Below are 26,486 nucleotides of genomic sequence, written 5' to 3' on the forward strand. Positions count from 1 at the left end.
GTGTCCTTGGAATCCATATTTTTATTATAACCGAGAGCAAATTATAAGTCTATACTTTTCATAATATTTCCTGTATCTTATTGAGTACCGTTCATCAGGGGGACCAACAGTATACAAAATAATAGGGGGTAAGAGGTGGTGGGTAAAATGGAATATTGTGCTAGAGCTACTCGGTTTGAATATGTTCGAGAATTTATCAATGAAATGTTACAAAGACTAGACATCTCTGCAGAAAAACAGGAAGCCTGTATTTATCTTTACGGGGTATCAACATTTTCTTCTATGCTTGCTATGAGGAGAGTTCAAAATTCGGAACTGGCTGCAATTGCGGGATTACTTCATTATTATTACTTCTATCAAACCGGAATTCGTGAATTTCCTGGCCCCAACAGTGCTGAAGCCGTGAGACCTTTCCTAAGAGATACTAACATTTTCACAAATGATGAGCTAATCATCATCCTTCGGGCAATATTCTATCAGGAAGACAGAAGTCAGGTGCATGGTCCTTATGAAGAGATTGTAAAGGATGCTGTAGAGTTACATATGTACTTTCAAAATGTAGATAATACCTGCCAACCTTTAAAAACACAAAGAATCCGAAAACTGTTAGAAGAATTAGCGATTCCAAATGAGCTAGACAGAGAGGGAGAAGGCATTCCTGATAAATTAGCACCCAGGAATAATGGAGATAAACGCCGGTTCTTAGCAAACATCTCGGAAGAATTGGCGGGACAACATATAGTCGGGATACCGGAGGATAAGCGATATCAAGAAATTTGCCAATATTGGCCTGATTCAGATATCCATAAAGTACTCAAAAGTAACTGGTGCGCAGCATTTGTTTATCACTGCTGTAGAAAAGCCGGAATACGAATCCCAATCCGTTACCCGAACGGTATCTGTCGTTTTGCCGGTGTGGGTGCTTGGCTAGAGTGGGCCCAACTACCTGAGACTGGTTTTTTCTATTATGACGGACAAGAGGGGTTTATGCCCCAACGTGGTGATATTGTTATCTATGACAAACTATTATCCAATGATTCTCATGATCATATAGGAATCGTTCTTGCTTGTGAAGACAAGCAAATTCTTGTTGCAGAAGGGAATAAAAATAACGAAAATTATTCAAGTGTCTTTCGAAGAAGTAGACAACATTGCATTTTAGGCTATATCCGTATAGAGAACGATTATCAATATAGTTTTAATGGCTATTACAATCCTGTGATATCTTGATTTACTACTGTTTACAGCAACATTTAACAACGCTTTTTATTTAATCAAAGCCGTATATATAAAATACTCGAAAGGAAGTATGTCAATGGAAAATCTGATAATAGAAGCCTATGATTCTGAAAGGGATAAACTTGCTATTAGAGCCATGTTATGTGGAGAAGGATACTTGGACGAAGTGTTTCAAGAGAATCAAAAAAATTTCCACGACGGTCTATTTGTTGCTTATTACAATGATTTAATTGCAGGCTTTCTTTCTGTAAATAATTTTAGGCGAGGACGAGGCGCGAAAACGATACTATTTGTCAGTAAGGAATACAGGAGAAAGGGGATCGGCACTAAACTTATGGAGAGGGCAGATACCTTTCTTTCTCGATGTGTTGCAGTAGAACGTTCGATTGTAACATGTATAGACGGGGACCGTTCTTCATTGCAATTTTTATATAAGAACGGCTATTATATCAATTATTCTAGCTATATTATGGAGCGTGAAGGCAAAACGCTTATTGAAGAAAATATTTTTGTCAGGCAATATGAAGATGAGGATTATTTGGCATGCCACAAGATTAGCGAAATCGCCTTTTTCAAAATGCGTGAGCATGTGGGGATGCTTCCTTCTTATTATTTTCCTCCCGATGAAGGCGAGCGGAAGAGTTTTCTGAGAAACAGAAACAACCGGTTCGTGATGCTAATAGGTGGTGAAATCGCAGGAGTTGGAGTGATTAACGGTAATGAATTGCGTCATGTCGCCGTTCGTCCAAAGCTTCAAGGGCGGGGATATGGCAGGGCTTTTGTTTCCTTTCTTGTGAATGAAATCATGCGTCGTGGTGAAAAAATCGTAAAACTTGGTGTGGTGAAAGGTAATCCCGCAAAAAAAATATATGAGAGCCTTGGTTTTAAAGAAAAATCATTAAACCATTGGTTAACAAAATATTATAAACCAGACAGCCGTTTAAGTGAACCGCCAAACGATGATATTGCTGAATGAATAACGTGGATCAAAGCGAAGTGATAGCCAATAAGAGTGGGGGACAATATGAACAAGCGAAGCATGGAATTACTTTCAGTAGCTAAGAATTTTATTCAAGAGTTGGATCTGCCAGTTCACTATGCAAGCGTAGGTGGTTCAGTCGCTAGGGGAGAAGCGGACCAATATAGTGATGTGGATATTACGATTTATACGGATTCGGATAGGCACGCGGATCATATGGATGTTTTGTATGGTGAGGAGATTATACAGTTAGAGATAGTGCTTGTAAAAGAGTTAGCAACAAGACAAGAGATTATCGATTCTTCTTGGGATTACAGGTTTTTAGCAGAAATAATGATCATACAAGACAGGGATGGGGCATTTAACAATATAAAAAATTGGGCGACCACTTATTTCACCTCAGAAAATAGCCACTATAAAATGATTGAACAAGTTTCCCGGATCGTTCAGGAAAGAATGCAGGCTGCTTATGATTATACTTATCAACAGCGGTTTTATTCAGCCACTAATCTTGCAATGGGCGCATGGGCAGAGGCTGGATTTTTATATCTGTTTTTAAATCAACATTCACTTTCAGCAGGGGCGTTGATACCGAAAATCCAAACATTAAAATCTCATTTTGAGGAATTTCAAGCTGTATCATCCATTTCAATTGAACAAGATTGTTTAGAGATTTCTTCCATCTTACGTCAATTACGCCAGTTTTTGCGAAGCCAGGGCCATGTCTCTAAATTTGGTTTGTCTGAATTGCAAGATACGCTATGTGATAGGAAAATCCAACGATTATTGAATACGAAGGATTTTTTTAATTTGAAATGGCAAATGCATGCAGAAGCATTTTGGTTATTTCTTGAAACTTCAAATGGATGCTCGATAGAAGAGTACCTTGAAGGTTTACCAGCTGACCTGCAAAAAAATATGATGAAATTAGGGTTTGTCCCACTAAAGAAAGAAAAAATTCATCAGCTAGGTCGGTTAACTGATGAACTTTTAGATGTTGTCATTAAATGAACCCTTCTTGATTCCCATCATAAATACAAAGGATATTTAGTAAGCTATATCGAAGTAGTTTTAATGAACATTTAATAAAAAAGCAGAATGTTTTGGGAGTGATACGAATCCTCTCAAAACATGTTCTTTATAGAAGAAGGGAGTAAGGAGATTGAAGGGACAAATCATCTCAGCACTGATTTCATTTATCTCTGTTGTAGCTTTATCACCATTACTGATTACATTTTTAAGGAAAATGAGACTTATTCAACCAATAAGAAAAGAGTTACCATCTACGCATCAGTTAAAAAAGGGTACGCCATTAATGTTTGGTGTAATTCTATTTGTAGGAATCATCATTGCATTACTTTATTTTCCTACACCTCTTATGTTTTTGCTGGCGATTATTTATATTCTGTTTAGTTTTATCGGTTTTTTAGATGACTTTTGGAAAGCTTCTCGACAAGATCCTGGGGGTGTATCTGGGAAAACAAAACTCATTTTTCAATTTGGATTCACTGGACTTTTACTCTTTTACATCATATGGAAATTGGGGATAGATACAGAGATTTATATTTATAAGCAAATTTCAATCGATTTTCCAATTGTTCTTTATATCGTTGTAATTGCCTTTTTTGTCGTCGGATCTGCAAACGCTATCAACTTTACTGATGGATTGGATGGGCTTTTGGGCGTTGTTGCCATCCCAACTTATTTTTTCTTTTTTTTGATATCAGAAAGGCCGGAGGTACAAACATTTTGTTTGATCATGATCGGCTGCTTGCTGGGATTTCTTATTTATAATATTTTTCCAGCGAAAGCTTTTATGGGCGACACGGGTTCTTTAGCAATCGGCGGATCACTTTCCTTTCTTGCCGTTCTTGAAAAAGTTGAAATATTAATACCAGTCTTATTTTTCGTCTATTTTGCAGAACAATTATCGGTCATTTTACAAGTGGGCTATTTCAAACGGACACGTAAAAGGCTATTTAGAATGACACCAATCCATTATCATTTTAGCCTAAAATATGGGTGGTCGGAAACGGCAATTGTTATGATATTTGGAATGATCTCCTGGGTTTGTGCGTTTATCTGTTACGGGTATTGGAAATACATTCTTCACCCATAAAAGGAACAAATGTCATCCCAATCAAAAAAAGTGGTAACCAAGCAATACTCACCATTAGAAAAAGAAAAAAAGGACGAGAATCTGCTATCATATACAGTAAACCACCAATGCAAACACCAACAAATAGATAAAGCAGGGCTATTTCCATTTGTTATCAGACTCCTTTTTAATATTATAGGAGAAAACATGAAAAAGGTTTGTGTTCAAGTGGAAAATTCAAAAATTAGCAGAGAATGTATAGATGATGGAGAAAATTTTAAGGGGATGATCACTTGGCAGTAAAATATTTGCGCCACTCTGAAAAGGCAATCAAAGGGACGGAGCTAATGAGACTATATAAAGATGCAGGATGGTGGGAGGAAAGAAATGAGCAAGATATTGAACAAATGTTGCGAACTACATTATCCATTGGTGTATGGGATGGTGGTACTTTAATTGGATTTGCAAGAGCAGTATCAGATGGTCATTTTAGAGCATACATAGAAGATGTTGTCGTACACCGGGATTATCAAAAGTCGGGGATTGGAGTGAGTCTTGTATCAAAACTGCTTGATGATCTTTCTTCTATAGATGTGGTCAGCTTATTTTGTGAGGAGCAATTTATCCCTTTTTACGAAAAAAATAACTTTAAGCATAGCCGCTCACAATTTGTTATGCATAGAAAGGGGAAATTCACTTGAATATATTATGGGATTTTGATGGTACGCTTTTTGACACGTATCCAGTGTTTACAAAAGTATTAAAACAGGTGATGAAGAATGAAAATGTTACGGAGGAAGAGATCTATACTCAAATCAAAATTTCCTTTAGACATGGAATTCAATTTTTTAATTTGAGTGATGAACATGTCAACCAGTTTATTTTGCTTGCTAACCAATTACCTGCCGATGAATTCAAACCATTTCCGGGAGTAGAAGAAGTGCTAAGCTATGCAAATAAAAACGTGATTATGACACACAGCAGTCGTGCTGAGGTACTGAGGACTATACGGGAGCATGGCTGGGAAAAGTACTTTTCTGACATCGTAGCAGGAGATGATGGCTACCCTCGTAAACCACATACGGCCTCTTATGAATATTTACACCAGAAGCACAGGATTGATCTAGCCATCGGCGATCGAACCATTGATATTATTCCAGCAAAACAATTAGGTATCTCCACATGCTTATTTCAAAATAACGAACCTGGAGCGGATTATTATCTTTCCGCGTATCAAGACTTCTTCAATATAATATCTGACTTGCAACCTGACCGATAGATGTACGATCGAAATGGATTTTAATGCTAATACATATTAAATGTTTAGCTCTAAAGGCGAATAACGCATTGCCTTAGAGAAGTATATTTCCGAAGTGGTATATTCTTTCTTTAAAGGAGTAAGAATGATTGTGGGAAATCTTTGTTCCGAGATCGGTATACCATCCAGGGAAAAGCGGATTTCCTGAAATAGACTTGTTCATTTATCTTCTATCAATCTTTTTTACATAATAGTACTAGCATGAATTTTTTAGACTAGAATAGTAATTTTACATTTAATCACATTGTGAAGGAATAGAGAAGATATTTTGTATTGACTATTACTGTACAAAATACTAAAATGAATAAAAATAACGTTTGCAATGAGGAAGAATAGTAGACAAGAGGTGCACAGTAGAGAGCTGATGGCTGGTGAAAATCAGTGTGGCATCTTTGTTGAATGGACTTCTGAGCAACCATGCTGAACAAAGTAGGCTATGGCGGAGGGCTCACTGATAGAAGAGTCGTAAGCAATAAGAGCGTTTACGTTGTAGACGAATAAAGGTGGCACCACGGGTTTCTCGTCCTTTTTAGGATTTTGAGAAGCCCTTTTTTATTTTAAAAATAGGAGTGAGAAGAAGATGAATCAAGCAGAACAAATAGAAAAAGGATATTTTGGTGAATTTGGGGGTAGCTATGTACCACCAGAACTAGAACATGTATTGCAGATTTTGGCTGAGAAATTTGTGCAATATAAGGATGATGAAGCATTTAATCAGGAGTTGCAGTATTACTTTGAAGAATATGTAGGAAGAGAATCTCCACTCTATTATGCCGAACGTTTAACGAATGAATTAGGTGGGGCAAAAATTTATTTGAAGCGTGAGGATCTCAATCATACAGGAGCTCATAAAATTAATAATGTGCTTGGACAAATTTTGTTAGCGAAGCGCATGGGAGCAAAACGAGTGATTGCCGAAACGGGAGCTGGGCAACATGGAGTAGCGACAGCCACTGTTTGTGCGATGTTTGGCATGGAATGTGTGATTTATATGGGAGCAGAGGATACAAAAAGACAGGCTTTGAATGTTTTTCGAATGGAATTATTAGGGGCAAAAGTTGTAGCCGTAACAAAAGGACAGGGACGATTAAAAGAAGCTGTAGATGAAGCGTTAGCAGATCTTGTTGAAAATTACGAGAATACATTTTATCTACTAGGTTCAGCTGTTGGTCCTTATCCATATCCAGCAATGGTTAAACAATTTCAATCTGTTATCAGTAAAGAGAGTAAGAAGCAAATCCTGAAAAAAGAGGGGAAATTGCCAGATGCAGTGATTGCCTGTATCGGTGGCGGAAGTAATGCGATCGGTTCATTTGCAGAGTATTTAGATGATGAAGAAGTTCGTTTAATTGGCGTGGAACCAGATAAAGCTGCAACCTTAACAACTGGAACACCTGGCGTTATCCATGGATTTAAATGTCTCCTTTTACAAGATGAGGAAGGTACCCCATTGCCAACCTATTCGATTGCAGCAGGATTGGATTATCCTGGAAGTGGCCCTGAGCATAGCCAATTAAAAACCACAGGCCGCGCAGAATATGTAGCGGTAAGCAATGAAGAAGTATTGGATGCATTTCGCATTCTCTCTAAAACGGAGGGGATCATCCCAGCATTGGAAAGTGCCCATGCAGTTGCATATGCACTAAAATTTGCTCCAACGCTTGAAAAAGATCAAACGATCATTATAAATATTTCCGGACGTGGAGATAAAGATGTGGAGCAAGTCTTTGAGTTGTTAAAAGATAAATAAGCGAAATAGGGCGTGTTCAAAAAGGAGGATAAAAGGGTCCAAGTCGAGTAAATACACTGACGTCTTGTTAGAAACACCCGCACTAATGCATCCTGTACGTCGAAAGTCGGCGTGTTGTGCTGACTTCCATGATGTCCACAGGGCATAGGCGATTTTTAAGGAAAAATCCTTTTCCTGACAATGAGCTTCCATAGGAAGTGGTGACTTGGACGCTGGAGATAGGACGTGTCAGGACTTAGTCGAAGTTCCTTTATTTTTCACCAGATCTTTGAGCATCCTTATCTAGATAAACCCAAGCCTTCTATGATCTTGAAGGCTTGGGTTCCTTTTCGTTATTTTGACAGATGATTGGTTTCTACTTTTTTTATCGGGATAAGTAGGTTTAGCAAGACGGTGGCCAATGCCCCGACAGTTGTCGCTGAGGATAAGATATAGTTAGCCCAATCAGGAGCTGAGTTTAAGGCTTCTGGTGGTAAAATCGTGACAGCGATCGTGAGGAGAATTGGGAGTCCAATAATCATCATATTGCGATCGTCTATCATAATAGGTTGAATCACTTTCATACCATTGGTGACAATCGCTACACAAACAATCCCAAAAATCCCATTAATAACAGGCTCGGGTATGCAGGTGATAGCCGTTGAGAGTTTAGGAATCAATCCGAGACAAACGAGAATCACACCACTCATGATAATGACCATTCGACTGGCAACGCCTGTAATCGCAAGTAGTCCAGCATTAGAAGAATATCCGGTCATCGGAGTACTACCAAATAAAGAACCTACTAAGCAGCCAATTCCTTCGCCAACCGAAGCTCGATTTAAACGACGATCATCAAGTTCTTCATTCGTAATAGAGGATACGACAAACCATGTCCCTGTAGTTTCTAATAATATTATGAAATAAACAAAAACCATTGTAATAATTGCGTTTAGATTAAACACCGGTTTTCCAAACGGAAAAAGAGACGGTAGGGAAAACCAGCTTGCTTCTTTCACCGGTGAAAAATCAACAGTACCAAAAAAACTTGCTGCAATGGTGCCGGCGACAATGGCAATAATGACAGATACTAAACGAAAGAAAGTTCCAATTCCTCTCATTTTACGCCCCAGTAGCATGCAAATAATTAGAACGGTTGCGGAAATAGCAGCAATCAAAATATTCTCTCCGATATTTCCTTCAGCCTGATAAATATTGTTTAACCCTGTCGGCATTAGTGAGATACCGACAATAATGATTACTGTTCCGCCAACAAGCGGAGGGATGATTTTACGTACAGCTTTGGCGAACCATTTTAATGGATAGCCAATCAGGGTAATAATGATTGCACCGGGAATAAGACTACCGGCAATCGCTCCTAAGCCAAGTTTTCCACCGATCGCAGCAATCGCACCGATCGGAACATAAGAAGGTCCTTGGACAACCGGAAGCTTAATGCCTGCTCCAGTCTGAACAAGGGTAGCCAAACCTGTTGCAAGAAAACACATTTGTACAAAGAAAGAAGTGTTTTCTGTACTTAACGAAAGAAGGCCGGCAATAATAATAGGAGCGATGTATAAGTCCATTGCTAATACATGTTGAAGACCAAGAATAAATGCTTTGTGGTAACTAATTTTGTCATGAACACCTAAAACAATATTATTTTCTGTTTGATTTTCCAACCGATATCACCCTTCTTAGCTAAAAATAAACTTTATTCTTGGATTATATATAATATAGTTAGTTTTGTATATGATAAACGAATGATTTATAAAATAAAAATAAAAATGTTCGTCAATTTGGTTGACCGTTTCTTAGGAAATGATTAAGATGGAAGTAGGATAACAATGGTGGAGGGTTAAAAATGTTGGAAGATAAAATTTTACAAGAGGACTGGCTTGTTGCTTGTCGATCAGAGGATGTCAAAGAAAAGCCGATTCAAGTCGTTTTAATGGGAGAGCGGTTAGCTATTTTTCGAAATAGCAAAGGAATCCACGCTTTTAAAGATCTTTGTATTCATCGAGGCGCGGCTTTGTCTTTAGGTGAAGTAAAAAATGATTGTTTAGTATGCCCATACCATGCGTGGGAGTATGATGAGACAGGTGCCTGTGTCAAAATACCGCAGCTTCCTGAAGGCAGACCAATTCCTCGTAAAGCAAAAGCCATTTCATATGCGTGTCAAGAAAAATATGGGCTGATTTGGGTGAATATTGCTGGGAATGAGCCAGAGCTTTTTCACTATCAACCAATGGAAGGAACAGAATTCCATAATGTGATTTGGGGACCGCAAGAGGTAGTTGCCAAACCACCGCGTATCATTGAAAACTTTCTAGATGTCGGACATTTAGCTGTTGTGCATCAGGGCTATTTAGGATCGGAAGAACATCGAGAGGTTCCGGATTATAAGGTACACCAAGAGGGTGATCGAATTTACTCTGATGAAATTGCGATTTATCAACCTGATCCAGATGGTTCGGGAAAACCTAAATATGTTTATTATACTTATGAAATCCATCGTCCCTTTACTGTGAGCTTTACGAAAAGAGATCAAGAGAATGACACATTAATGACGATTTTATTAACGGTTCGCCCGATTGACGAAGAGAACTCGATGGCCTATGGAATTTTATCTTTTAATTATGATACAGGTTTAACTGATGAGGAATTAATTGCGTTTCAGGATGAAATTTTTTCACAGGATAAGCCAATTGTGCAAAATCAAAAGCCAGAAGAACTACCTCTTGACCTTCAGATCGAATTATCCCTGATTTGTGATCGCGTAAGTATTGCGTATCGAAGATATTTGAAAGAGCTTGGGGTCGAGCTCGGAACTGCATAATATGTAAATAGCTTGCGATCGGACGTTTAAACCGATAGCAAGCTATTTTTGTTGTCAATTTGGTATATACGCGAAGTGAGCCCTCGATTTTTATTTAAAAAATGAATGGAAACTGATTTTGTGCTACTAATCTTTGATCGATCCTGCTTTTGGAACTATTGGTAATTAGATATCGTTATTTGAATGTGGTAATGTTATCATAATAAGATGATAGCGCTCTAATATTTCAAATAAAAGTAAAGGTAGAGTGATAGAATGAATGTAAATGAATATAAGGATATACCGTATGGACCTTATGAGAGAAATAAGTTAGATGCCTATATCCTTGAAGAGGGGAAGCCTACGCCGGTTTTAATTTTTTTTCACGGAGGCGGCTATGTAAGTGGAGATAAAAGCAGTTTTCAGGCAAATAGTTTAATGGAAGACTGTTTGCAAGCTGGTATCTCTGTGGTGACTTGCAATTATCGGTTTATTACTACCGACCCGTTTCCAGCTCCTATGCAGGATGGGACAAGGGCGATTCAGTTTGTAAGAAGTCAGGCTGAAGAATGGGGAATTGATATCGAGCGTATTGCTACATCTGGTTCATCTGCAGGTGGGCATATTGCGCTTTGGAATGCGCTTCGAGGAAACTTAGCCAATCCGGAGAGTTCTGATCCAATCGAACGAGTACCATCAGATGTGTCTGCCTTCATTGGTTTTGGCACACAAGTTTCAAAAGATCAGCGTTTTTACGAAGATATTTACGACGGTCCTCACATCCAGTCGAATATCGCTCTATTTTATGGGATCTCTTCGACGGAAGAACTGTATCATCCTAATACTTTAGAGCTTGCGGAAAAAGCCTCCGCTATTAACTATATGTCAGCATCAGCACCACCTCTCTTTATGACGTATGATTATCCGTTTGACCAACCATACATTTCTACAGATGCGCCTGTTGGCGAGATGGTTCATCATCCGATACATGGATACATATTAAAGAAAAAATATGATGAATATCAAATTCCTTTTGTATTCCGTCATACAAGTGACCCTGTACGCCCAGGAGAAATGGTCCGATTTCTATGGGAGTGCTTTTCATAAGTAGGAATAATAAGATAGAAGAACGCCCGGCATTGACGGGCGTTCTTCTATCCGCCCGAAAACAAGTAGTATCCGCCCGAAAACAAGTAGTATCCGCCCGAAAACAAGTAGTATCCGCCCGAAAACAAGTAGTATCCGCCCGAAAACAAGTAGTATCCGCCCGAAAACAAGTAGTATCCGCCCGAAAACAAGTAGTATCCAGTTTCGAGTTATGGAGGTTTTGTGACGAATGTTGCAATTTTTTCGTTTATTTTGTACAATAATAGGGTCAACTTTTTGAAGGAGTCATGCGGGTGTAGTTTAGTGGTAAAACTACAGCCTTCCAAGCTGTTGTCGTGGGTTCGATTCCCATCACCCGCTCCATACATACCAACGCAGGGTTTTGTTTTATATAAAAAACAAGGCTTTGCGTTTTTTATATGCTTAGCGTATTTCCAGTATTTGATCAGCAGGTTCATTTGTAATAGTGGATGTGGTCACTTCCATTCATTCACTTTTTGCCTGTAATAACTTATAGTGTAAAATAGTAGCAAATCATTCTAATTAGGAAGGGGACGAGTCTGTGGATTATGCTCAATTAAAACAAGATATTATCCAGTTCAGTCAAGAGATTGGAATTGATAAAATTGGCTTTGCCAGCTCCGATCCTTTTATTGAAATGAAAAATCGATTATTAAGACAACAGGAGCTTGAGTACCAATCAGGCTTTGAGCATAAAAATATTGAGGAACGCACAGATCCTTCTTTAATATTTGATCAACCTCGCTCGATTATTGCGATTGCTCTTGCTTACCCTTCACGAATGGAAGAACCACCTCGTGGAAAAAAAGGGGAGAGAAGGGGCTTGTTTTGTCGTGCCTCTTGGGGAGTTGATTACCACCAGCTTGTTAAGGAAAAATTAACTCAACTAGCTGTATATATAAAAGAACAAGTACCCGAAACGGCTATTAAAACGATGGTAGATACAGGGGAACTTGTGGACCGAGCCGTTGCAGAGCGTGCCGGAATCGGATGGAGTGGAAAAAACTGTTCGATTATCACACCGGAATTTGGTTCATATGTCTATTTAGGAGAGATGATTACCAATCTTCCGCTTGAACCAGATGAACCGCTCCAAGACCAGTGTGGGGAATGCACGATGTGTTTAGATGCTTGTCCTACAGGAGCGTTGGTTCAACCAGGTCAATTAAACGCCAAACGTTGCATTGCTTTTCTCACACAGACAAAGGATTTTTTACCGGATGAATTCAGAACCAAGATCGGAAATCGCTTATATGGATGTGATACATGTCAATCTGTCTGCCCAAAAAACAAGGGGATGGATTTTCATCATCATCAAGCGATGGAGCCGGAACCTGAGATGGTAAAACCTTTATTAGATCCTTTGTTAGAGTTATCAAACCGCCAATTTAAAGAAATTTTTGGTGAGATGTCTGGTTCTTGGCGTGGAAAAAAGCCAATTCAGAGAAATGCGATTATTGCATTAGCCCATTTTAAGGAAAAAGAATCTGTAGGTAAATTGACGAAGATTATGGAAAAAGACGTCCGTCCTGTTTTGCGTGGTACTGCCGCATGGGCGCTAGGGAAAATTGGTGGTGCAGAAGCGAAAGAGGCATTGCTCCAAGCACAACAGAAAGAACAAGATATTTCCGTTTTAGAGGAAATTGAAAAAGGATTAGAATTTTTCCAAAAAGAGACCGAAGCATAGCTTCGATCTCTTTTTTCATGCGCATCTATAATCATGGTTGTGGGGGCTTGCTGCATATAGTTTATGGAGGAGGGATGTGGTGAGACAACAATTAGCATTGGCACTTGAAGAGCGAATCGACCAATTGGTGCGTAGAAAAAAGCCAGAAGAAGAGAAGGTGATAAAAAAACTGGATTCTCTAACAAAAAGGAAAGCAACATTAGTGAAGGTTCTGGGAAAAGGTAAGATTACCACGATGGAAAGAGCAAAAGAGCAAGACCATATTACTTATCAAATTCATTTAAAATATGTAATCAAGCAAGCTGATTTCATGTATATAGAAGAAGAGATTGAGCAGAGGCAGGCACGTTTTTTTAAAAATAAATTAGTCGATGATCAAGAGATAGCTATTGAATATTCAAAACAAGAGGTAAATGATCCTGAATTTGAAGAAGGCTCAGAAAGGATCACGTTTATTTATGATCGCTTAAAAGCTGTCCAATATGCAGAGAAATGGTGGGATGATTACAATCCAGCTTATGAAAAGTTTGAGGTGGATTGTACCAATTTTATATCGCAATGTCTCCATGTTGGCGGCGCGCCGATGAGAGGGCATCCTAATAGAGGGAAGGGGTGGTGGTATCAAAATAAAAATTGGAGCTATAGTTGGTCTGTTGCTAATTCTTTGAAAACGCATCTTGGCAGTTCAACAATTGGACTGCGTGCACAAGAGGTGAATGATCCTCGTGAATTAAAATTAGGTGATGTGATATGTTACGATTTTCAAGGGGATGGCCGTTTTGATCATAATACGATTGTGACAGGCAAGGACGCAGCAGGTGAACCGCTCGTGAATGCTCACACGTACAATAGTCGAATGAGATATTGGGCATACGAAGATTCAACAGCCTATACCCCAAATATTCAATATAAAATGTACACGATTATAGATGATTCTTAAAGATATAGAAGTGTTCAAAAAGGTGGATAAAAAGTACCGAGTCGGCTAAAGGCGCTGATGCAGTTCAACAACACAACACTAGTACATCCTGTACGTCGAAAGTTGAGGTGGACTTGGTACTGATTTCCTTGCTGTCAGCAGGAAGTGGGGAATGTTAACGGAAAATCCTTTCTCTTAATACGTGAACAAAAGGAAACCTTCCCTGAATCCGCTTCGTACAAAGGAAAAGTGGTTTTTCTTTTGCAAGAAGCGGAAAAGCAAGCCAACGAACTTGCGGTGTATGGTGACTTCGACGTTCGATACTGGACGTGTCGGTACTTAGTAGAAGATCTTTTATCTCGCAGCGTCATTTTTACCAGGCTTTTTGAACCTCCTCATATGGTGTATAATGGCACAGTAACGTTTATTGATGAGGTGAAAGAAAGTGCCAAACCATGTTGTTTTATATCAACCAGAAATTCCTGCAAACACAGGAAATATTGCCAGAACTTGTGCTGCAACAGATACTCATTTGCATTTGATTCGGCCGCTTGGCTTCTCAACAGATGATAAAATGTTAAAGCGTGCCGGATTGGATTATTGGGAGTTTGTGAATATTACTTATTACGATTCCCTTGAAGAGTTTTTCTTCAAGAATCAAGGGGGCCAATTTTATTATTTGACCAAATTCGGTCAAAAACCTCATACAACCTTTGATTACAGTGATCCTAAGGCCCAACATTATTTTGTTTTTGGAAGGGAAACGAGTGGATTACCGCAGGATTTAATTGAACAGAATATCGATCATTGCTTGCGGATCCCGATGAATGATCATGTCCGTTCACTTAATTTATCGAATACAGCGGCCATTCTAGTCTATGAGGCTTTACGTCAGCAAGGAAACCCTGGATTGCATTAACAGAAAGGATCTCCTATTTTTGATAGGAGATCCTTTCTGTTGTGAATCCTGATTAATGGTCATGATGTTGCAAGTATTGTTGGCCTAACTGGATAATTTCTTGTATTTCATTTTTGAAGAAAGAGGAATCTGCCTTTCTTTTGATCGAATAGAGGACACTTTCGATTAAAAAGTCCCTAGGTGATTCGGTTTGTAATTCTGAATGTAGGAACTCGAATCGTTCTTTACGACCTTGTTTTACAGCCATCTCATCCATTCTCTTAAGTAATATTTCCAGCTGGGTTATAAATTGTTTCTTAATATCAATCGGATCTATTTGTATATCCTGATTATAAGGATGAAGCCAGTCAGCAGGAAAGAAAGGTTTGTTTTCTTCGCTCTGATTCGAAATAATTGTTCGTAACTGTTTTAAGGTATAATAAATTATTTCTCTTAACTCATATTTCTTTTTAGAGCCCAGCATCCAAACATGTGTCATATAATGGATCATTCCAAAACAAATACAAGCATAATCAAGCGAATACTCTTTTGTATGATCCCCAAATAAATCAACCACCCTTGAAGCAGTCCACTGTAATTCTACTTTATGTTGGTTTTGGATAAATGCCTTTAAATCTTGATCTTTTGAGCTATAGATAGATTCAAATAATGGAAGTAAATTTTGTTTGCGATTCATTTCCATTCGAACTAATACTTGTTGGACGAAGACATCCGGATCGTTCTTTTCCTTACCGAAGGAAATTTCCTCTCGAATCACTTCAGCTTCCTCACGAACCATCTCTAGAATAGCGATTAAACAATCGTTTTTAGAAGCAAAATGATTGTAAAAGGTTCCCTTTGCGATACTGGCTTCATTTAATATATCTTTAATCGATGTGGCAGAAAATCCCTTTTGGATAAATAGACGGTGTGCTACATCAATAATTTGCTTTTTTCTTTGGTTCATAATCTCACCTTTTATACTTGTAGTCTAAATCATATTTTACCTTAATGACAAGGTTTAGACAAACATTTAAAAAAGGAAAAAAGTTTTTGTTGATTTTTTTAGACCATGGGTTTAAAATATTTAAAGTAATGAGTTCGTATTATACTAATACAGATGAAAGACTGACTGGGGGAATTTATATGGATATTGAATCCATTCAAAAAAAACCGCCTTATGGAGCTATAGCGGTTCTTTTTATTGGCGCATTTGTCTCAATTCTAAATAACACTTTAATAAATATTGCTCTACCATCTATTCAAAGAGAGTTTGAAATTGGTACTGCAACCGTACAATGGTTAGCAACAGGGTATATGCTTGTGAACGGCATTCTCATTCCAGCGAGTGCTTTTTTTATTCAACGATTTACGAATCGAAGTTTGTTCATAACAGCAATGAGTTTATTTTCTTTAGGAACATTACTGGCACTTATTGCACCTAATTTTGGTCTATTGCTTGCAGGAAGAATGATTCAAGCAGCAGGATCAGCGATTATGATGCCATTGCTAATGAATGTCATGTTAACAGCTTTTCCAGTGGAAAAAAGAGGAACAGCAATGGGCTTTTTTGGTTTGGTTATGATCGTAGCCCCTGCCATTGGCCCAACATTATCCGGATATTTGATCCAAACCTTTAGCTGGAGAGCATTATTCTCTGTCGTTTTGCCATTTGCTATTCTAGTATTGGTGATTGCGATTTTTAAATTGAAAAATATTACTCCACAACAGAAGGTTCATCTTGATTTTCTTTCGCTTGTTTTATCAAGTATTGCTTTTGGAGGAATATTATACGGATTTAGTTCAGCTGGGGATCAAGAAGTCGGTTGGGGAGCACCTCAATCATACGTACCATTAGTAGTAGGAACAATTAGCTTGATTATCTTTGTTATACGCCAACTAAAAATGGAAGAGCCTATGCTTGAATTCCGAGTTTATAAGCATCCAATGTTTGCTTTGTCATCTGTTATTTCGATTGTCATTGCCGTATCGATGTTTTCTGGAATGATTCTTACGCCTCTTTATGTTCAAGAAATAAGAGGGATTTCTCCTTTGAATTCTGGTTTGTTAATGCTGCCAGGTGCTTTGTTAATGGGGATCATGTCTCCAATTACAGGTCGCTTATTTGACAAGTATGGTGCTAGGATTCTTGCCGTTATCGGTATTACAGTGATGACAGTGACGACTTATTTATTCTCGAGATTAACAATGGATACTTCGATCACTCATTTAGTGCTACTTTATACATTTAGAATGTTTGGAATGTCAATGGTGATGATGCCTGTTATGACAAACGGAATGAACCAATTGCCAATGAGGGATAACCCACATGGAACTGCGATAAATAACACACTTAACCAAGTTTCAGGAGCGATTGGAACAGCCTTTATGATTACCGTAATGTCGAAAAGAGCGGCAAGTGCAGGTGCAGAATTAGCTGCAGATGCCCAAGCAAAAGCGGATCCTAATGCTCAACTAACACCTGAAGCAATGGAAAAAATGCAGGAATTGATTGGCCATCAAGCAATGTTAGATGGTATTACACATGCATTCTTCATTTCGACCATTATTGCGGCTGTAGCCCTTGTTCTTGCCTTGTTTATGAAACGGGTCAAACCGCCGATGGAAGACGTTAAACGAGAAGTGAAAGTGAAAACAGAACAAGTTGCTACCGAATAAGCGAAAAAAAGTCTTGCGATCATCAAATTTGGATGATCACAAGGCTTTTTTGTTTGCTTATGAATTTATAAAATTCTAGCTTATGTCGCGGTCGACATCCAGCTCCAGCGCCTACCCCCAGGATGGCGCGAATTTAGCCTTTCTTCTTACATCAAGGCGCTTGCGCTTTTCTTCTTGTTAAGGAAACTATAAAATTGTCGCTTGTGGATAACTGCTTACATTGCGGTTGGTGTCTAGCTCCAGGCGCCATCGGCTCGAGGTCAAATAACCTGAGACAATGAAAGGCAAAGAACGCCTTTCTTTGTCTCAGAACATTTGCTTGTCGCCGATAGGCGGGCGCCTTGCGCTTTTCTTGTTCAATAAACAGAGCAAAACGCCAATCCGGATAAAAGGGAATGGCGTTTGATAAGTTATTTTTTAGTAGTTCCTGGCTTGTCTTCATATCCAGAAGTGAAAATGGCGGCCAAGAATGCGATACATACACCAATGATTAAGATCAATTTCATCTTTATGTAAGCCTCCCTTTTAAAATCTATCCTTCTTCCACTTATTATAGCCCATTATCAGAGGAATGTCGCATATTTTGTGGATTTTCTCTTTCGCTTATTGTTCAAAGTAGGCAATTTTGTGAATGGGAACCCTTCTATGTCTTATTTTATAGTATATAGGAGCTGGACCTGTTTAAGGGAAAGTATCATGTTTAGTTGTCCACCCGCATAGAATGAAATAATCATCTCTCATCACACCTACTGGGGAGGTTTATATGGATATTTTAAAAAGAATTGAACAATATCGTTCACAAGAAGAAGAATTGAAATGGGAAGGAACCTTTGCCGAATATTTACAATTAGTGAAAGAAAAGTCATGGATTGCTCAATCTGCCCATTCACGCATATATAATATGATAAAAGATGCTGGTGTGGAGGAAGAGAATGGCAGAAGAGTATATAAGTTTTTTAATTCGGAATTATATGGATTGGAAGAGGCTTTGGAAAAATTAGTGGAGGAATATTTCCATCCATCGGCTAAACGATTAGATGTTAGAAAAAGAATTCTTCTTTTAATGGGACCAGTGAGTGGTGGAAAATCGACTCTTGTCACAATGCTAAAAAGAGGTCTAGAGGCATATACAAGGACTGACAACGGTGCGGTCTATGCCATAAAAGGTTGTCCGATGCACGAAGATCCTCTACATTTAGTGCCAGCCCATTTACGCGAAGACTTCCATAAGCAATATGGAATTAAAATCGAAGGGCATTTATCCCCTTTGAACTCATTGCGGCTTGAAGAAGAATATGGCGGACGCATTGAAGATGTGATCGTTGAGCGAATCTTCTTCTCAGAAGATAAGCGAGCAGGAATTGGCACCTTTAGTCCATCTGACCCTAAGTCTCAGGATATTGCAGATTTGACAGGGAGTATTGATTTTTCAACGATTGCAGAATACGGTTCAGAATCCGATCCCAGAGCCTATCGTTTTGATGGGGAGTTGAATAAAGCCAATCGTGGCTTAATGGAATTTCAAGAAATGCTGAAATGTGATGAGAAGTTTTTATGGCATTTATTATCTTTGACACAAGAAGGCAATTTTAAAGCGGGTAGGTTTGCTTTAATTAGCGCAGATGAATTAATTGTTGCCCATACAAATGAAACGGAGTACCGTTCCTTTATCGCAAATAAAAAGAATGAGGCACTTCATTCGCGAATCATTGTTATGCCAGTCCCATATAATTTGAAGGTTTCAGAAGAAGAGCGTATATATGAAAAAATGATTAGAGAAAGTGATGTTGCAGACGATGTGCATATCGCACCACATACTTTGAAAGTGGCAGCTATGTTTACGATCTTAACAAGACTGAAGGAAACAAAAAGAGGCGATGTCGACGTAATTAAGAAAATGCGTCTATATGACGGGGAGAATGTAGAAGGTTTTAATTCGGCTGATGTAGATGAGATGAAAAATGAATTTCAGGAAGAGGGTATGAGTGGGATTGATCCACGCTATGTCATTAATCGTATTTCATCCACGATTATACGAAAAGGCATCACATCAATCAATGCGCTAGATGTTTTACGCTCCTTAAAGGAAGGACTTGATCAGCATCCATCGATTACGAATGAACGGAAGGAAGTCTATTTAAATCATATTTCTTTAGCAAGAAAAGAATATGATGACATTGCTAAGAAAGAGGTTCAAAAGGCATTTGTTTATTCTTATGAAGAATCGGCAAAGACTTTAATGGATAATTATCTAGATAATGTAGAAGCTTTTTGTAATAAAGCAAAACTTAAGGATCCACTAACAGGGGAAGAAATTAGTCCTGATGAGAAATTAATGCGATCAATTGAAGAACAAATCGGTGTATCTGAAAATGCGAAAAAATCATTTAGGGAAGAAATACTTATTCGGATTTCTGCGCTTGCACGCAAGGGAAAGAGCTTCGACTATCGTTCTCATGACAGGTTACGGGAAGCAATCCAAAAGAAATTGTTTGCTGATTTAAAAGATGTTGTCAAGATCACCACTTCAGCAAAAACACCAGATGAGCAGCAATTAAAGAAAATCAATGAAGTAGTGGCTAGGTTAATTGATGAACATGGCTATAACTCAACCTCCGCCAATGAATTATTAAGATATGTCGGTAGTTTATTAAATCGCTAAGTTTCTATAACAAAGCACAATTTAAGGTTGCCTCCACATTGAAGGCAACCTTTCATACTCTCTGTCTGAAATCCTGATTATCTAAAAAAATCGTTTAGTGTGAACTCCAAAATTTGTCCTATTCTTAAAAAAGTTTGTAAATATCTATCGCCTGCTGCATAGGATAGAGTAATTAACAATCATACAAAGTCAATTTACGCTACCAATATCTTATGCCGATAGGGGCAAATGGTGAATAAGGAGGGTAAAAAGATGGCTGAATCAGAACACGGCCAGTTTGTCGTCTCACAGGAAGATTGGTCCCTCCACAGAAAAGGACATGATGATCAGACTCGTCATCAAGAAAAAGTCCAAGATGCGATACGTAAAAATTTGCCAGATTTAATCACAGAAGAAAGTATTATCATGTCTGACGGACGGGATGTTGTAAAAATACCGATTCGATCATTAGATGAATATAAAATTCGCTATAATTATGATAAAAATAAACATGTAGGTCAGGGTGATGGAGATAGTCAGGTAGGGGATGTCGTTGCAAGGGGACAAAATCCGCAGAAAGGACCAGGGAAAGGCCAAGGGGCTGGTGATGCTGCCGGTGAGGACTATTATGAAGCGGAAGTCTCCATGATGGAATTAGAAGAGGCCTTGTTCAAGGAATTAGAATTACCTAATTTACAGAGAAAAGAACAAGATCAAAATCAAATTACTGATATTGAATATAATGACATCCGTAAGACTGGGTTAATGGGGAATATTGACAAAAAAAGAACGATGCTATCTGCCTTTAAACGCAATGCAATAAAAGGAAGCCCAAGCTTTCATCCAATCTATCCAGAAGATTTGAAATTTAAAACATGGAATGACATTCAAAAGCCAGAGTCCAATGCCGTTATTCTTGCGATGATGGATACAAGTGGCTCAATGGGAATCTGGGAAAAATATATGGCGCGAAGTTTCTTCTTTTGGATGAGTCGTTTTCTACGAACCAAATATGAATCTGTTCAAATTGAATTTATTGCTCACCATACAGAGGCAAAGGTTGTCACAGAAGAGGAATTCTTTTCAAAGGGGGAAAGTGGAGGGACGATCTGCTCATCTGTTTACAAAAAAGCATTAGAATTGATCAATGAAAAGTATAATCCAGAACGTTATAATATCTATCCTTTTCACTTTTCAGATGGTGATAACTTAACCTCTGATAATGCTAGATGTATTCGTCTGGTAAATGAAATTATGGAAAAAGCAAATATGTTTGGCTATGGGGAAGTCAATCAATATCAGCGAAACTCAACGCTAATGTCTGTTTACAAACATATAAAAAACGAAAAATTCTATTATTATGTTTTAAAAGAAAAAGCGGATGTATTTCATGCGATGAAAAGTTTCTTCAAAAAAGAACAAAAACAACCCGTATAAGTTCAAGCAAAGGAAATCCTGATTCTTCGGGATTTCCTTTGCTTTAACGCGTCGATCTATTGACTAAATTGGGTGATCAGTGTACGATTACATAGATATTGTAGATGAATTTTAAAAATTTGCTCTAATAAAGAATACAGGGGGAAATCGTATGAAGGAAAGTTGGAAAAAATTAAGTGTATCGGCCTTATTATTATTACTTATCTTAGCAGGATGTGGGCAGTCGTCCTCAGCGCCAGAATCAAGCGGCGACCAGTCTGATCAAGAAGAAGAACAGAGCGAGGATGCGGGGGAGACATATAACATTGGTGTAACTCAAATTGTAGCGCATCCGTCATTAAATGCTGCGTATGACGGCTTTCAGAAGGCGATGGAGGATGCTGGACTTACAGTGGAATACAATGAGAACAATGCAAATGATGATAAAAGCGCGAATACAACCATTGCATCTGACTTGGTGAACTCAGATGTAGATTTAATATTTGCAAACTCTACTCCTAGTGCACAAGCGGTAGCAAGTGCAACAAAAGATATTCCTGTCATATTTACTTCAGTAACAGATGCTGTTGGGGCAGAATTAGTTGAATCAAATGAGAATCCGGGTGGAAATGTCACAGGAACCGTTGACACGCACCCAGACGCGATTCCTAATACCATCCAATTTTTGGCTGAAGAGCTGGAAATGAAGAAAGTAGGCATGGTTTATAATGCGGGAGAACAAAATTCACGTGCACAAGTGGATATTGCGAAAAAGGCAGCGGAAGATCTAGGCTCTGATATAACGATTGTAGAGGCAACTGCCGCTACTTCTGCTGATGTGAAACAGGCAACAGAATCATTAATTGGAAAAGTTGATTCACTTTATATTATTACCGATAATACGGTTGTATCGGCACTTGAGTCGGTCATCACTGTGGCGAATGAGAATAAATTGCCTTTAATGGTTGGAGAGCTTGATTCGGTTCGAAGAGGTGGGTTAGCCGCTTATGGGTTCGAATATACTGATATTGGTTATGAAGCGGGAGAAATGGCGATTAAAATTCTCAAAGGGGCAGCTGATCCAGAGGAATTATCTGTGCAATACCCGCAGAATTTGAAATTTGTTATCAATCAGGAAACGGCTGAAACAATTGGCTTGGAAATAAAGGATGAATGGGATGCCGAACTTGAATAGGAGATGATTCTAAATGTTTGCAGCGATGTTTGGCTCCGTTGAACAAGGAATCATCTATGGAATTATGGCACTTGGAGTGTATTTATCATTCCGAGTGCTTGATTTTCCTGATTTAACCGTTGACGGAAGCTTTGTGACAGGGGCGGCTGTTGCCGCTACCATGGTCGTATTAGGATATAATCCGATTATTGCGACGGTAATGGCCTTAATTATTGGCTTTTTAGCTGGATGTTTAACAGGGCTTTTGCATACAAAGGGAAAGATAAATGCCTTGCTTTCAGGAATATTAATGATGATTGCCCTTTACTCTATTAATCTCCGAATTATGGGCTTTTCAAGAGAAAATACGATCAGTCTACCAAATATCCCGCTTATGAATGATGAAACTATCTTTACTAAATTTACGAATTTTTGGAGTACACTAGGAATTGATAATGCGTTAAATGGACTGCTGTCTAGCATGGGTATCAAATTTCTTCCTTCAACATGGGGGATTCTTTTCTTAATGATTGTGATCACTTTCGTATTTAAATTTCTGACTGATTGGTTATTGCAGACAGAAATTGGGCTTGCGATTCGAGCGACAGGTGATAACAAACGAATGATTAAGAGTTTCTCTGCAAATACGGATTATTTGATTATCTTTGGTCTAGGGCTATCCAATGCCCTCGTTGCTTTTTCTGGTGCCCTATTTGCCCAGTATTCCAAAAGCTCAGATGTTGGTATGGGAATCGGGATGATAATCATCGGACTTGCCTCTGTGATTATTGGAGAAGCTATTTTTGGCACAAAAACGTTAATGAGGACGACGATGGCCGTTGTGGCAGGGGCAATTATTTATCGTCTTATTCTTGGTCTAGCCCTTCGTGTTGATATTTTAGATACTGGGGATATGAAGCTGATTACTGCTGTCATTGTTATTCTTGCACTAATCATTCCACAATTTTTTGAAAAAAGAAGAGAAAAGAAACGAAAAGCAAAGCGGTATGCGGATAGAATGGCAGCGATGAATAAATCCCTTGGAAAGGGGGAGGATTCCATTGCTCAAACTGGAACAGATTAATAAGGTTTTTAATGAAGGTACACCAGACGAGAAGATCGCCCTTGACCAAATTAATTTAGAGTTAAAAGCAGGCGATTTTGTCACGATTATTGGCAGTAATGGGGCTGGAAAATCGACTTTAATGAATATGATATCTGGCGCATTGTCTCCAGATATTGGTGATGTTTGGATCGATAAAAAAAATGTAACAAAGCTAGCTGAATTTAGACGTTCGCGATTGATTGGCAGGGTGTTTCAGGACCCGATGGCTGGTACAGCTCCGTCGATGACGATTGAAGAGAATTTAGCGATGGCTTATTCCCGTAATAAAAAAAGAGGGTTGCGCAGAGGTGTAGATAAGCAAAGAAAGGAATTCTTCCGAGAATCCCTGGCTTCACTCCATTTAAATTTAGAGAATCGGTTAAACGCGAAGGTTGGATTATTATCTGGGGGAGAAAGGCAGGCATTATCTTTGTTGATGGCTACCTTCACCCAACCAGCGATGTTATTACTAGATGAACATACTGCAGCGTTGGATCCCTCAAGGGCAGAATTAATTACGAACTTAACTAAACAATTAGTGGAAAAGCATCGCTTAACAACACTTATGGTCACGCATAATATGCAGCAAGCCTTAGACCTCGGAAACCGTTTGATCATGATGGATAAAGGGCAAATTATTCTAGAAGTGGATGAAGAAACGAAACCAAGCCTAACTATTGATAAATTAATGGCCGAATTCCAACGAATTCGTGGAGAAAAGCTTGTGGATGATAAAACACTCTTAAGTGTTTAAAACAGCAAATAAAAAACAGCTAGAGAAAAATAATATATTTTTCTCTAGCTGTTTTTTTAGTGAGGCAAGAAGGCAAGTTGGAAAAAGAACATGACTCCGAAGACGTACACGATGGGATGGACTTCCCGCCATTTCCCTGTTGCAATTTTTAGAAGGGGATAGGATACAAATCCTAAGGCAATCCCTGTCGCAATACTAGATGTTAATGGCATGCTGAGAATGATCAAAAAGGCTGGGAAAGCTTCTTCCATCTTTTTCCATTCAATATTGGCAACAGCACCAATCATTAAGCTACCTACAATTATAAGCGCAGGGGCTGTAATGGCAGAGAGACCTGATACGGCGCTTACGAGCGGCCCAAAAAATGCAGCAATGATAAATAACACAGCTACCGTTAGCGTGGTGAGTCCAGTTCTACCCCCAGCAGCAACGCCCGAGGTGGACTCAATATATGCACTTGTCGGCGTTGTTCCTAACATCGCACCTGCAGATGCTGCAACAGAGTCGGCCAACAAAGCTTGACGCGCACGGGGCATTGTTTTGCCTTTCATTAAGCCAGCTTGTTCTGCCACTCCAATCATTGTTCCGGTTGTATCAAAGATGGTTACAAGCAGGAATGAGAAAATGACAGCATACAAACTGTGCTGAATCACATCGGAAAAAGCAGTAATCGGGTTCGAAATGATCAGACCTTCGGGTAGATGTGGTAATTGCACAAACCCTTGGTCAAAGGATAAATGCCCAGTGAAAAAAGCGATGATTCCTGTCATAATCATGCCAATAAAAAAGGCGCCATGTACTCGCATAGCCATTAATATTAATGTAATCGCTAATCCTAAGAGAGCGAGTAAGGTTTCGGGAGAATGCAGGTCACCGAGCTGAACGAGGTTATCGGGATGTGCTACGATAATATTTGATTGTCGTAACCCAATAAAGGCAATAAACAAACCAATGCCCGCAGTAATTCCATGTTTCAGGTTATCAGGTATAGCCTCGATCAGAATCTTACGAAAGGATGTTAATGACAGAATCAAAAAGATAATTCCTGCGACAAACACAGCAGAAAAGGCAGTTTGATATGTAATCCCCCCATGGGAACCTACGACAGAATAGGCAAAATAAGCATTCATGCCCATACCGGGAGCAATCGCAATTGGATAATTAGCAGCTAGAGCCATCCATAAGGTGCCAATGACCGTCGCGACAATCGTTGCAGTAAATACCTGATCAAACGGAACACCAGCATCTTTTAAAATAATTGGATTCACAACGACAATATAGACCATCGTCATAAAGGTCGTGAGCCCGGCAATTAATTCTGTTTTTACATTTGTTTGATTCTCTTTTAGTTTAAACATGAAATCCCTCCAGAAAAGCGAACAATAAATATTACATTGATTATAATATTCGTTTTTGCATAGAAAAACAAATGATTGCTACTTTTTCTCAAAAAATAAAGAAGCTTTCTAAATAGCTTCTTCATATCCTAATCATAAAAACCGTTTTTGAGTTTCTGGAGAGGGAAGCATACAGGATTGCTTCTTTCCAAACCATTTATAGCGATGATTTGCGATAAAATTGTAAAAAAAATTTCGAATTGGTACAGGAACCACAAGTAGAAAATGGGCGAGCTTCCAAACTCCATTTAAGTGTCTACAGATCCGTAAAACGGCTGTACTCTTACGATATATTTTGCCTTTTTCTATTAAAATCATGCTGCTTCCATCATTTTGTACATTATATTGATTTAATAATTTTTTTCCTTCCACCCCTTGTAAGGATGCAAAGTGAAAGTAAGCGGTAGAATCATGCTTTATGATGAATTGGACACTGCTATTACATAGATTGCATTCGCCATCAAATAAAATAATCGCGTCCATCAGAGATCCTCCTTCATCTTAGCG

23 protein-coding genes, 1 tRNA gene and 1 other annotated feature are annotated in these 26,486 nt (G+C 38.7%); of the genes, 20 read left to right on the forward strand and 4 right to left on the reverse strand.

Translation table 11 applies throughout. The annotated features are described in order from the left end of the window. The first annotated feature begins 135 nt into the window (after nt 1-135). The 7 genes from KI375_RS21160 to trpB all read left to right on the forward strand — a co-directional run bounded on the left by KI375_RS21160 (nt 136) and on the right by trpB (nt 7,384). Nucleotides 136-1,230, forward strand: coding sequence for a CHAP domain-containing protein (locus tag KI375_RS21160; protein WP_244852913.1), 1,095 nt, complete (start codon nt 136-138; stop codon nt 1,228-1,230). Nucleotides 1,231-1,315: 85 nt separating this feature from the next. Next, a complete protein-coding gene (locus KI375_RS21165; protein WP_212975396.1) occupies nt 1,316-2,215 on the forward strand; it encodes a GNAT family N-acetyltransferase in 900 nt (299 codons plus the stop codon). Between the two features lie 48 nt (nt 2,216-2,263). After that, nucleotides 2,264-3,229 (forward strand): nucleotidyltransferase domain-containing protein, encoded by a 966-nt coding sequence (locus KI375_RS21170; RefSeq protein WP_212975397.1) that lies wholly within the window; start codon nt 2,264-2,266, stop codon nt 3,227-3,229. Nucleotides 3,230-3,380: 151 nt separating this feature from the next. Further along, nucleotides 3,381-4,337 (forward strand): phospho-N-acetylmuramoyl-pentapeptide-transferase, encoded by a 957-nt coding sequence (gene mraY, locus KI375_RS21175; RefSeq protein WP_212975398.1) that lies wholly within the window; start codon nt 3,381-3,383, stop codon nt 4,335-4,337. Nucleotides 4,338-4,663: 326 nt separating this feature from the next. After that, nucleotides 4,664-5,017, forward strand: coding sequence for a GNAT family N-acetyltransferase (locus tag KI375_RS21180; RefSeq protein ID WP_212975458.1), 354 nt, complete (start codon nt 4,664-4,666; stop codon nt 5,015-5,017). Beyond that, on the forward strand, nt 5,014-5,595 hold the full coding sequence (locus tag KI375_RS21185) for an HAD-IA family hydrolase (RefSeq protein WP_212975399.1): 582 nt from the start codon (nt 5,014-5,016) through the stop codon (nt 5,593-5,595). Before KI375_RS21180 ends, KI375_RS21185 begins: the two co-directional genes overlap by 4 nt. Before the next feature lie 352 nt (nt 5,596-5,947). Further along, nucleotides 5,948-6,165 (forward strand) — a binding site (T-box leader). A 49-nt stretch (nt 6,166-6,214) separates the two neighbouring features. Continuing rightward, nucleotides 6,215-7,384 (forward strand): tryptophan synthase subunit beta, encoded by a 1,170-nt coding sequence (trpB, locus tag KI375_RS21190; protein ID WP_212975400.1) that lies wholly within the window; start codon nt 6,215-6,217, stop codon nt 7,382-7,384. Nucleotides 7,385-7,716: 332 nt separating this feature from the next. On the opposite strand, the gene KI375_RS21195 is transcribed toward trpB, so the two are convergent. Beyond that, nucleotides 7,717-9,045 carry a nucleobase:cation symporter-2 family protein gene (locus KI375_RS21195; RefSeq protein ID WP_212975401.1) on the reverse strand — a complete coding sequence of 443 codons (1,329 nt, stop codon included), beginning with the start codon at nt 9,043-9,045 and terminating at the stop codon, nt 7,717-7,719. A gap of 182 nt (nt 9,046-9,227) precedes the next feature. On the opposite strand from KI375_RS21195, the gene KI375_RS21200 reads away from it, so the two are divergent. From KI375_RS21200 to trmL, 7 genes are all read left to right on the forward strand, one after another. Further along, nucleotides 9,228-10,202 (forward strand): aromatic ring-hydroxylating dioxygenase subunit alpha, encoded by a 975-nt coding sequence (locus KI375_RS21200; RefSeq protein WP_212975402.1) that lies wholly within the window; start codon nt 9,228-9,230, stop codon nt 10,200-10,202. A gap of 255 nt (nt 10,203-10,457) precedes the next feature. Next, nucleotides 10,458-11,288, forward strand: a complete 831-nt coding sequence (locus KI375_RS21205) for an alpha/beta hydrolase (protein ID WP_212975403.1) — start codon at nt 10,458-10,460, stop codon at nt 11,286-11,288. Continuing rightward, on the forward strand, nt 11,270-11,551 hold the full coding sequence (locus KI375_RS28025; protein ID WP_374706886.1) for a hypothetical protein: 282 nt from the start codon (nt 11,270-11,272) through the stop codon (nt 11,549-11,551). The genes KI375_RS21205 and KI375_RS28025 overlap by 19 nt, the downstream gene beginning before the upstream one ends. A 26-nt stretch (nt 11,552-11,577) precedes the next feature. Then, nucleotides 11,578-11,651, forward strand: a tRNA-Gly gene (locus KI375_RS21210). 199 nt (nt 11,652-11,850) lie between these two features. Beyond that, the gene (gene queG / locus KI375_RS21215; protein WP_212975404.1) at nt 11,851-12,996 is read left to right on the forward strand and encodes a tRNA epoxyqueuosine(34) reductase QueG; all 1,146 of its coding nucleotides are present in this window, start codon (nt 11,851-11,853) and stop codon (nt 12,994-12,996) included. Nucleotides 12,997-13,075: 79 nt separating this feature from the next. Then, nucleotides 13,076-13,936: an amidase domain-containing protein gene (locus KI375_RS21220; RefSeq protein WP_212975405.1), complete on the forward strand. Its 861-nt coding sequence runs from the start codon at nt 13,076-13,078 to the stop codon at nt 13,934-13,936. A 424-nt stretch (nt 13,937-14,360) separates the two neighbouring features. Beyond that, nucleotides 14,361-14,834: a tRNA (uridine(34)/cytosine(34)/5-carboxymethylaminomethyluridine(34)-2'-O)-methyltransferase TrmL gene (gene trmL / locus KI375_RS21225; RefSeq protein WP_212975406.1), complete on the forward strand. Its 474-nt coding sequence runs from the start codon at nt 14,361-14,363 to the stop codon at nt 14,832-14,834. Nucleotides 14,835-14,886: 52 nt separating this feature from the next. Here trmL and KI375_RS21230 read toward each other — a convergent pair whose 3' ends face one another. Next, complete coding sequence (locus KI375_RS21230) at nt 14,887-15,780, reverse strand: TetR/AcrR family transcriptional regulator (RefSeq protein ID WP_212975407.1); 894 nt, start codon at nt 15,778-15,780, stop codon at nt 14,887-14,889. A 179-nt stretch (nt 15,781-15,959) separates the two neighbouring features. Between KI375_RS21230 and KI375_RS21235 the strand changes: the two genes are divergently transcribed. From KI375_RS21235 to KI375_RS21260, 6 genes are all read left to right on the forward strand, one after another. Then, complete coding sequence (locus KI375_RS21235) at nt 15,960-17,492, forward strand: DHA2 family efflux MFS transporter permease subunit (RefSeq protein ID WP_212975459.1); 1,533 nt, start codon at nt 15,960-15,962, stop codon at nt 17,490-17,492. Between the two features lie 763 nt (nt 17,493-18,255). Continuing rightward, the gene (locus KI375_RS21240) at nt 18,256-20,154 is read left to right on the forward strand and encodes a PrkA family serine protein kinase (RefSeq protein WP_212975408.1); all 1,899 of its coding nucleotides are present in this window, start codon (nt 18,256-18,258) and stop codon (nt 20,152-20,154) included. 252 nt (nt 20,155-20,406) lie between these two features. Then, nucleotides 20,407-21,570 (forward strand): sporulation protein YhbH, encoded by a 1,164-nt coding sequence (yhbH, locus tag KI375_RS21245; protein ID WP_207450748.1) that lies wholly within the window; start codon nt 20,407-20,409, stop codon nt 21,568-21,570. A gap of 151 nt (nt 21,571-21,721) precedes the next feature. After that, a complete protein-coding gene (locus KI375_RS21250) occupies nt 21,722-22,744 on the forward strand; it encodes an ABC transporter substrate-binding protein (RefSeq protein WP_212975409.1) in 1,023 nt (340 codons plus the stop codon). A gap of 13 nt (nt 22,745-22,757) precedes the next feature. Continuing rightward, nucleotides 22,758-23,807, forward strand: coding sequence for an ABC transporter permease (locus KI375_RS21255; protein WP_212975410.1), 1,050 nt, complete (start codon nt 22,758-22,760; stop codon nt 23,805-23,807). Next, complete coding sequence (locus KI375_RS21260) at nt 23,785-24,582, forward strand: ABC transporter ATP-binding protein (RefSeq protein WP_212975411.1); 798 nt, start codon at nt 23,785-23,787, stop codon at nt 24,580-24,582. The genes KI375_RS21255 and KI375_RS21260 overlap by 23 nt, the downstream gene beginning before the upstream one ends. A gap of 56 nt (nt 24,583-24,638) precedes the next feature. On the opposite strand, the gene KI375_RS21265 is transcribed toward KI375_RS21260, so the two are convergent. Then, nucleotides 24,639-25,940, reverse strand: a complete 1,302-nt coding sequence (locus KI375_RS21265; RefSeq protein WP_212975412.1) for an NCS2 family permease — start codon at nt 25,938-25,940, stop codon at nt 24,639-24,641. 132 nt (nt 25,941-26,072) lie between these two features. Beyond that, nucleotides 26,073-26,462, reverse strand: a complete 390-nt coding sequence (locus KI375_RS21270) for a thiol-disulfide oxidoreductase DCC family protein (protein ID WP_212975413.1) — start codon at nt 26,460-26,462, stop codon at nt 26,073-26,075. Nucleotides 26,463-26,486: the final 24 nt, after the last annotated feature.

It is taken from the genome of Bacillus sp. J14TS2, from assembly GCF_018333015.1.
Lineage (GTDB): Bacteria > Bacillota > Bacilli > Bacillales > Bacillaceae_C > Lederbergia.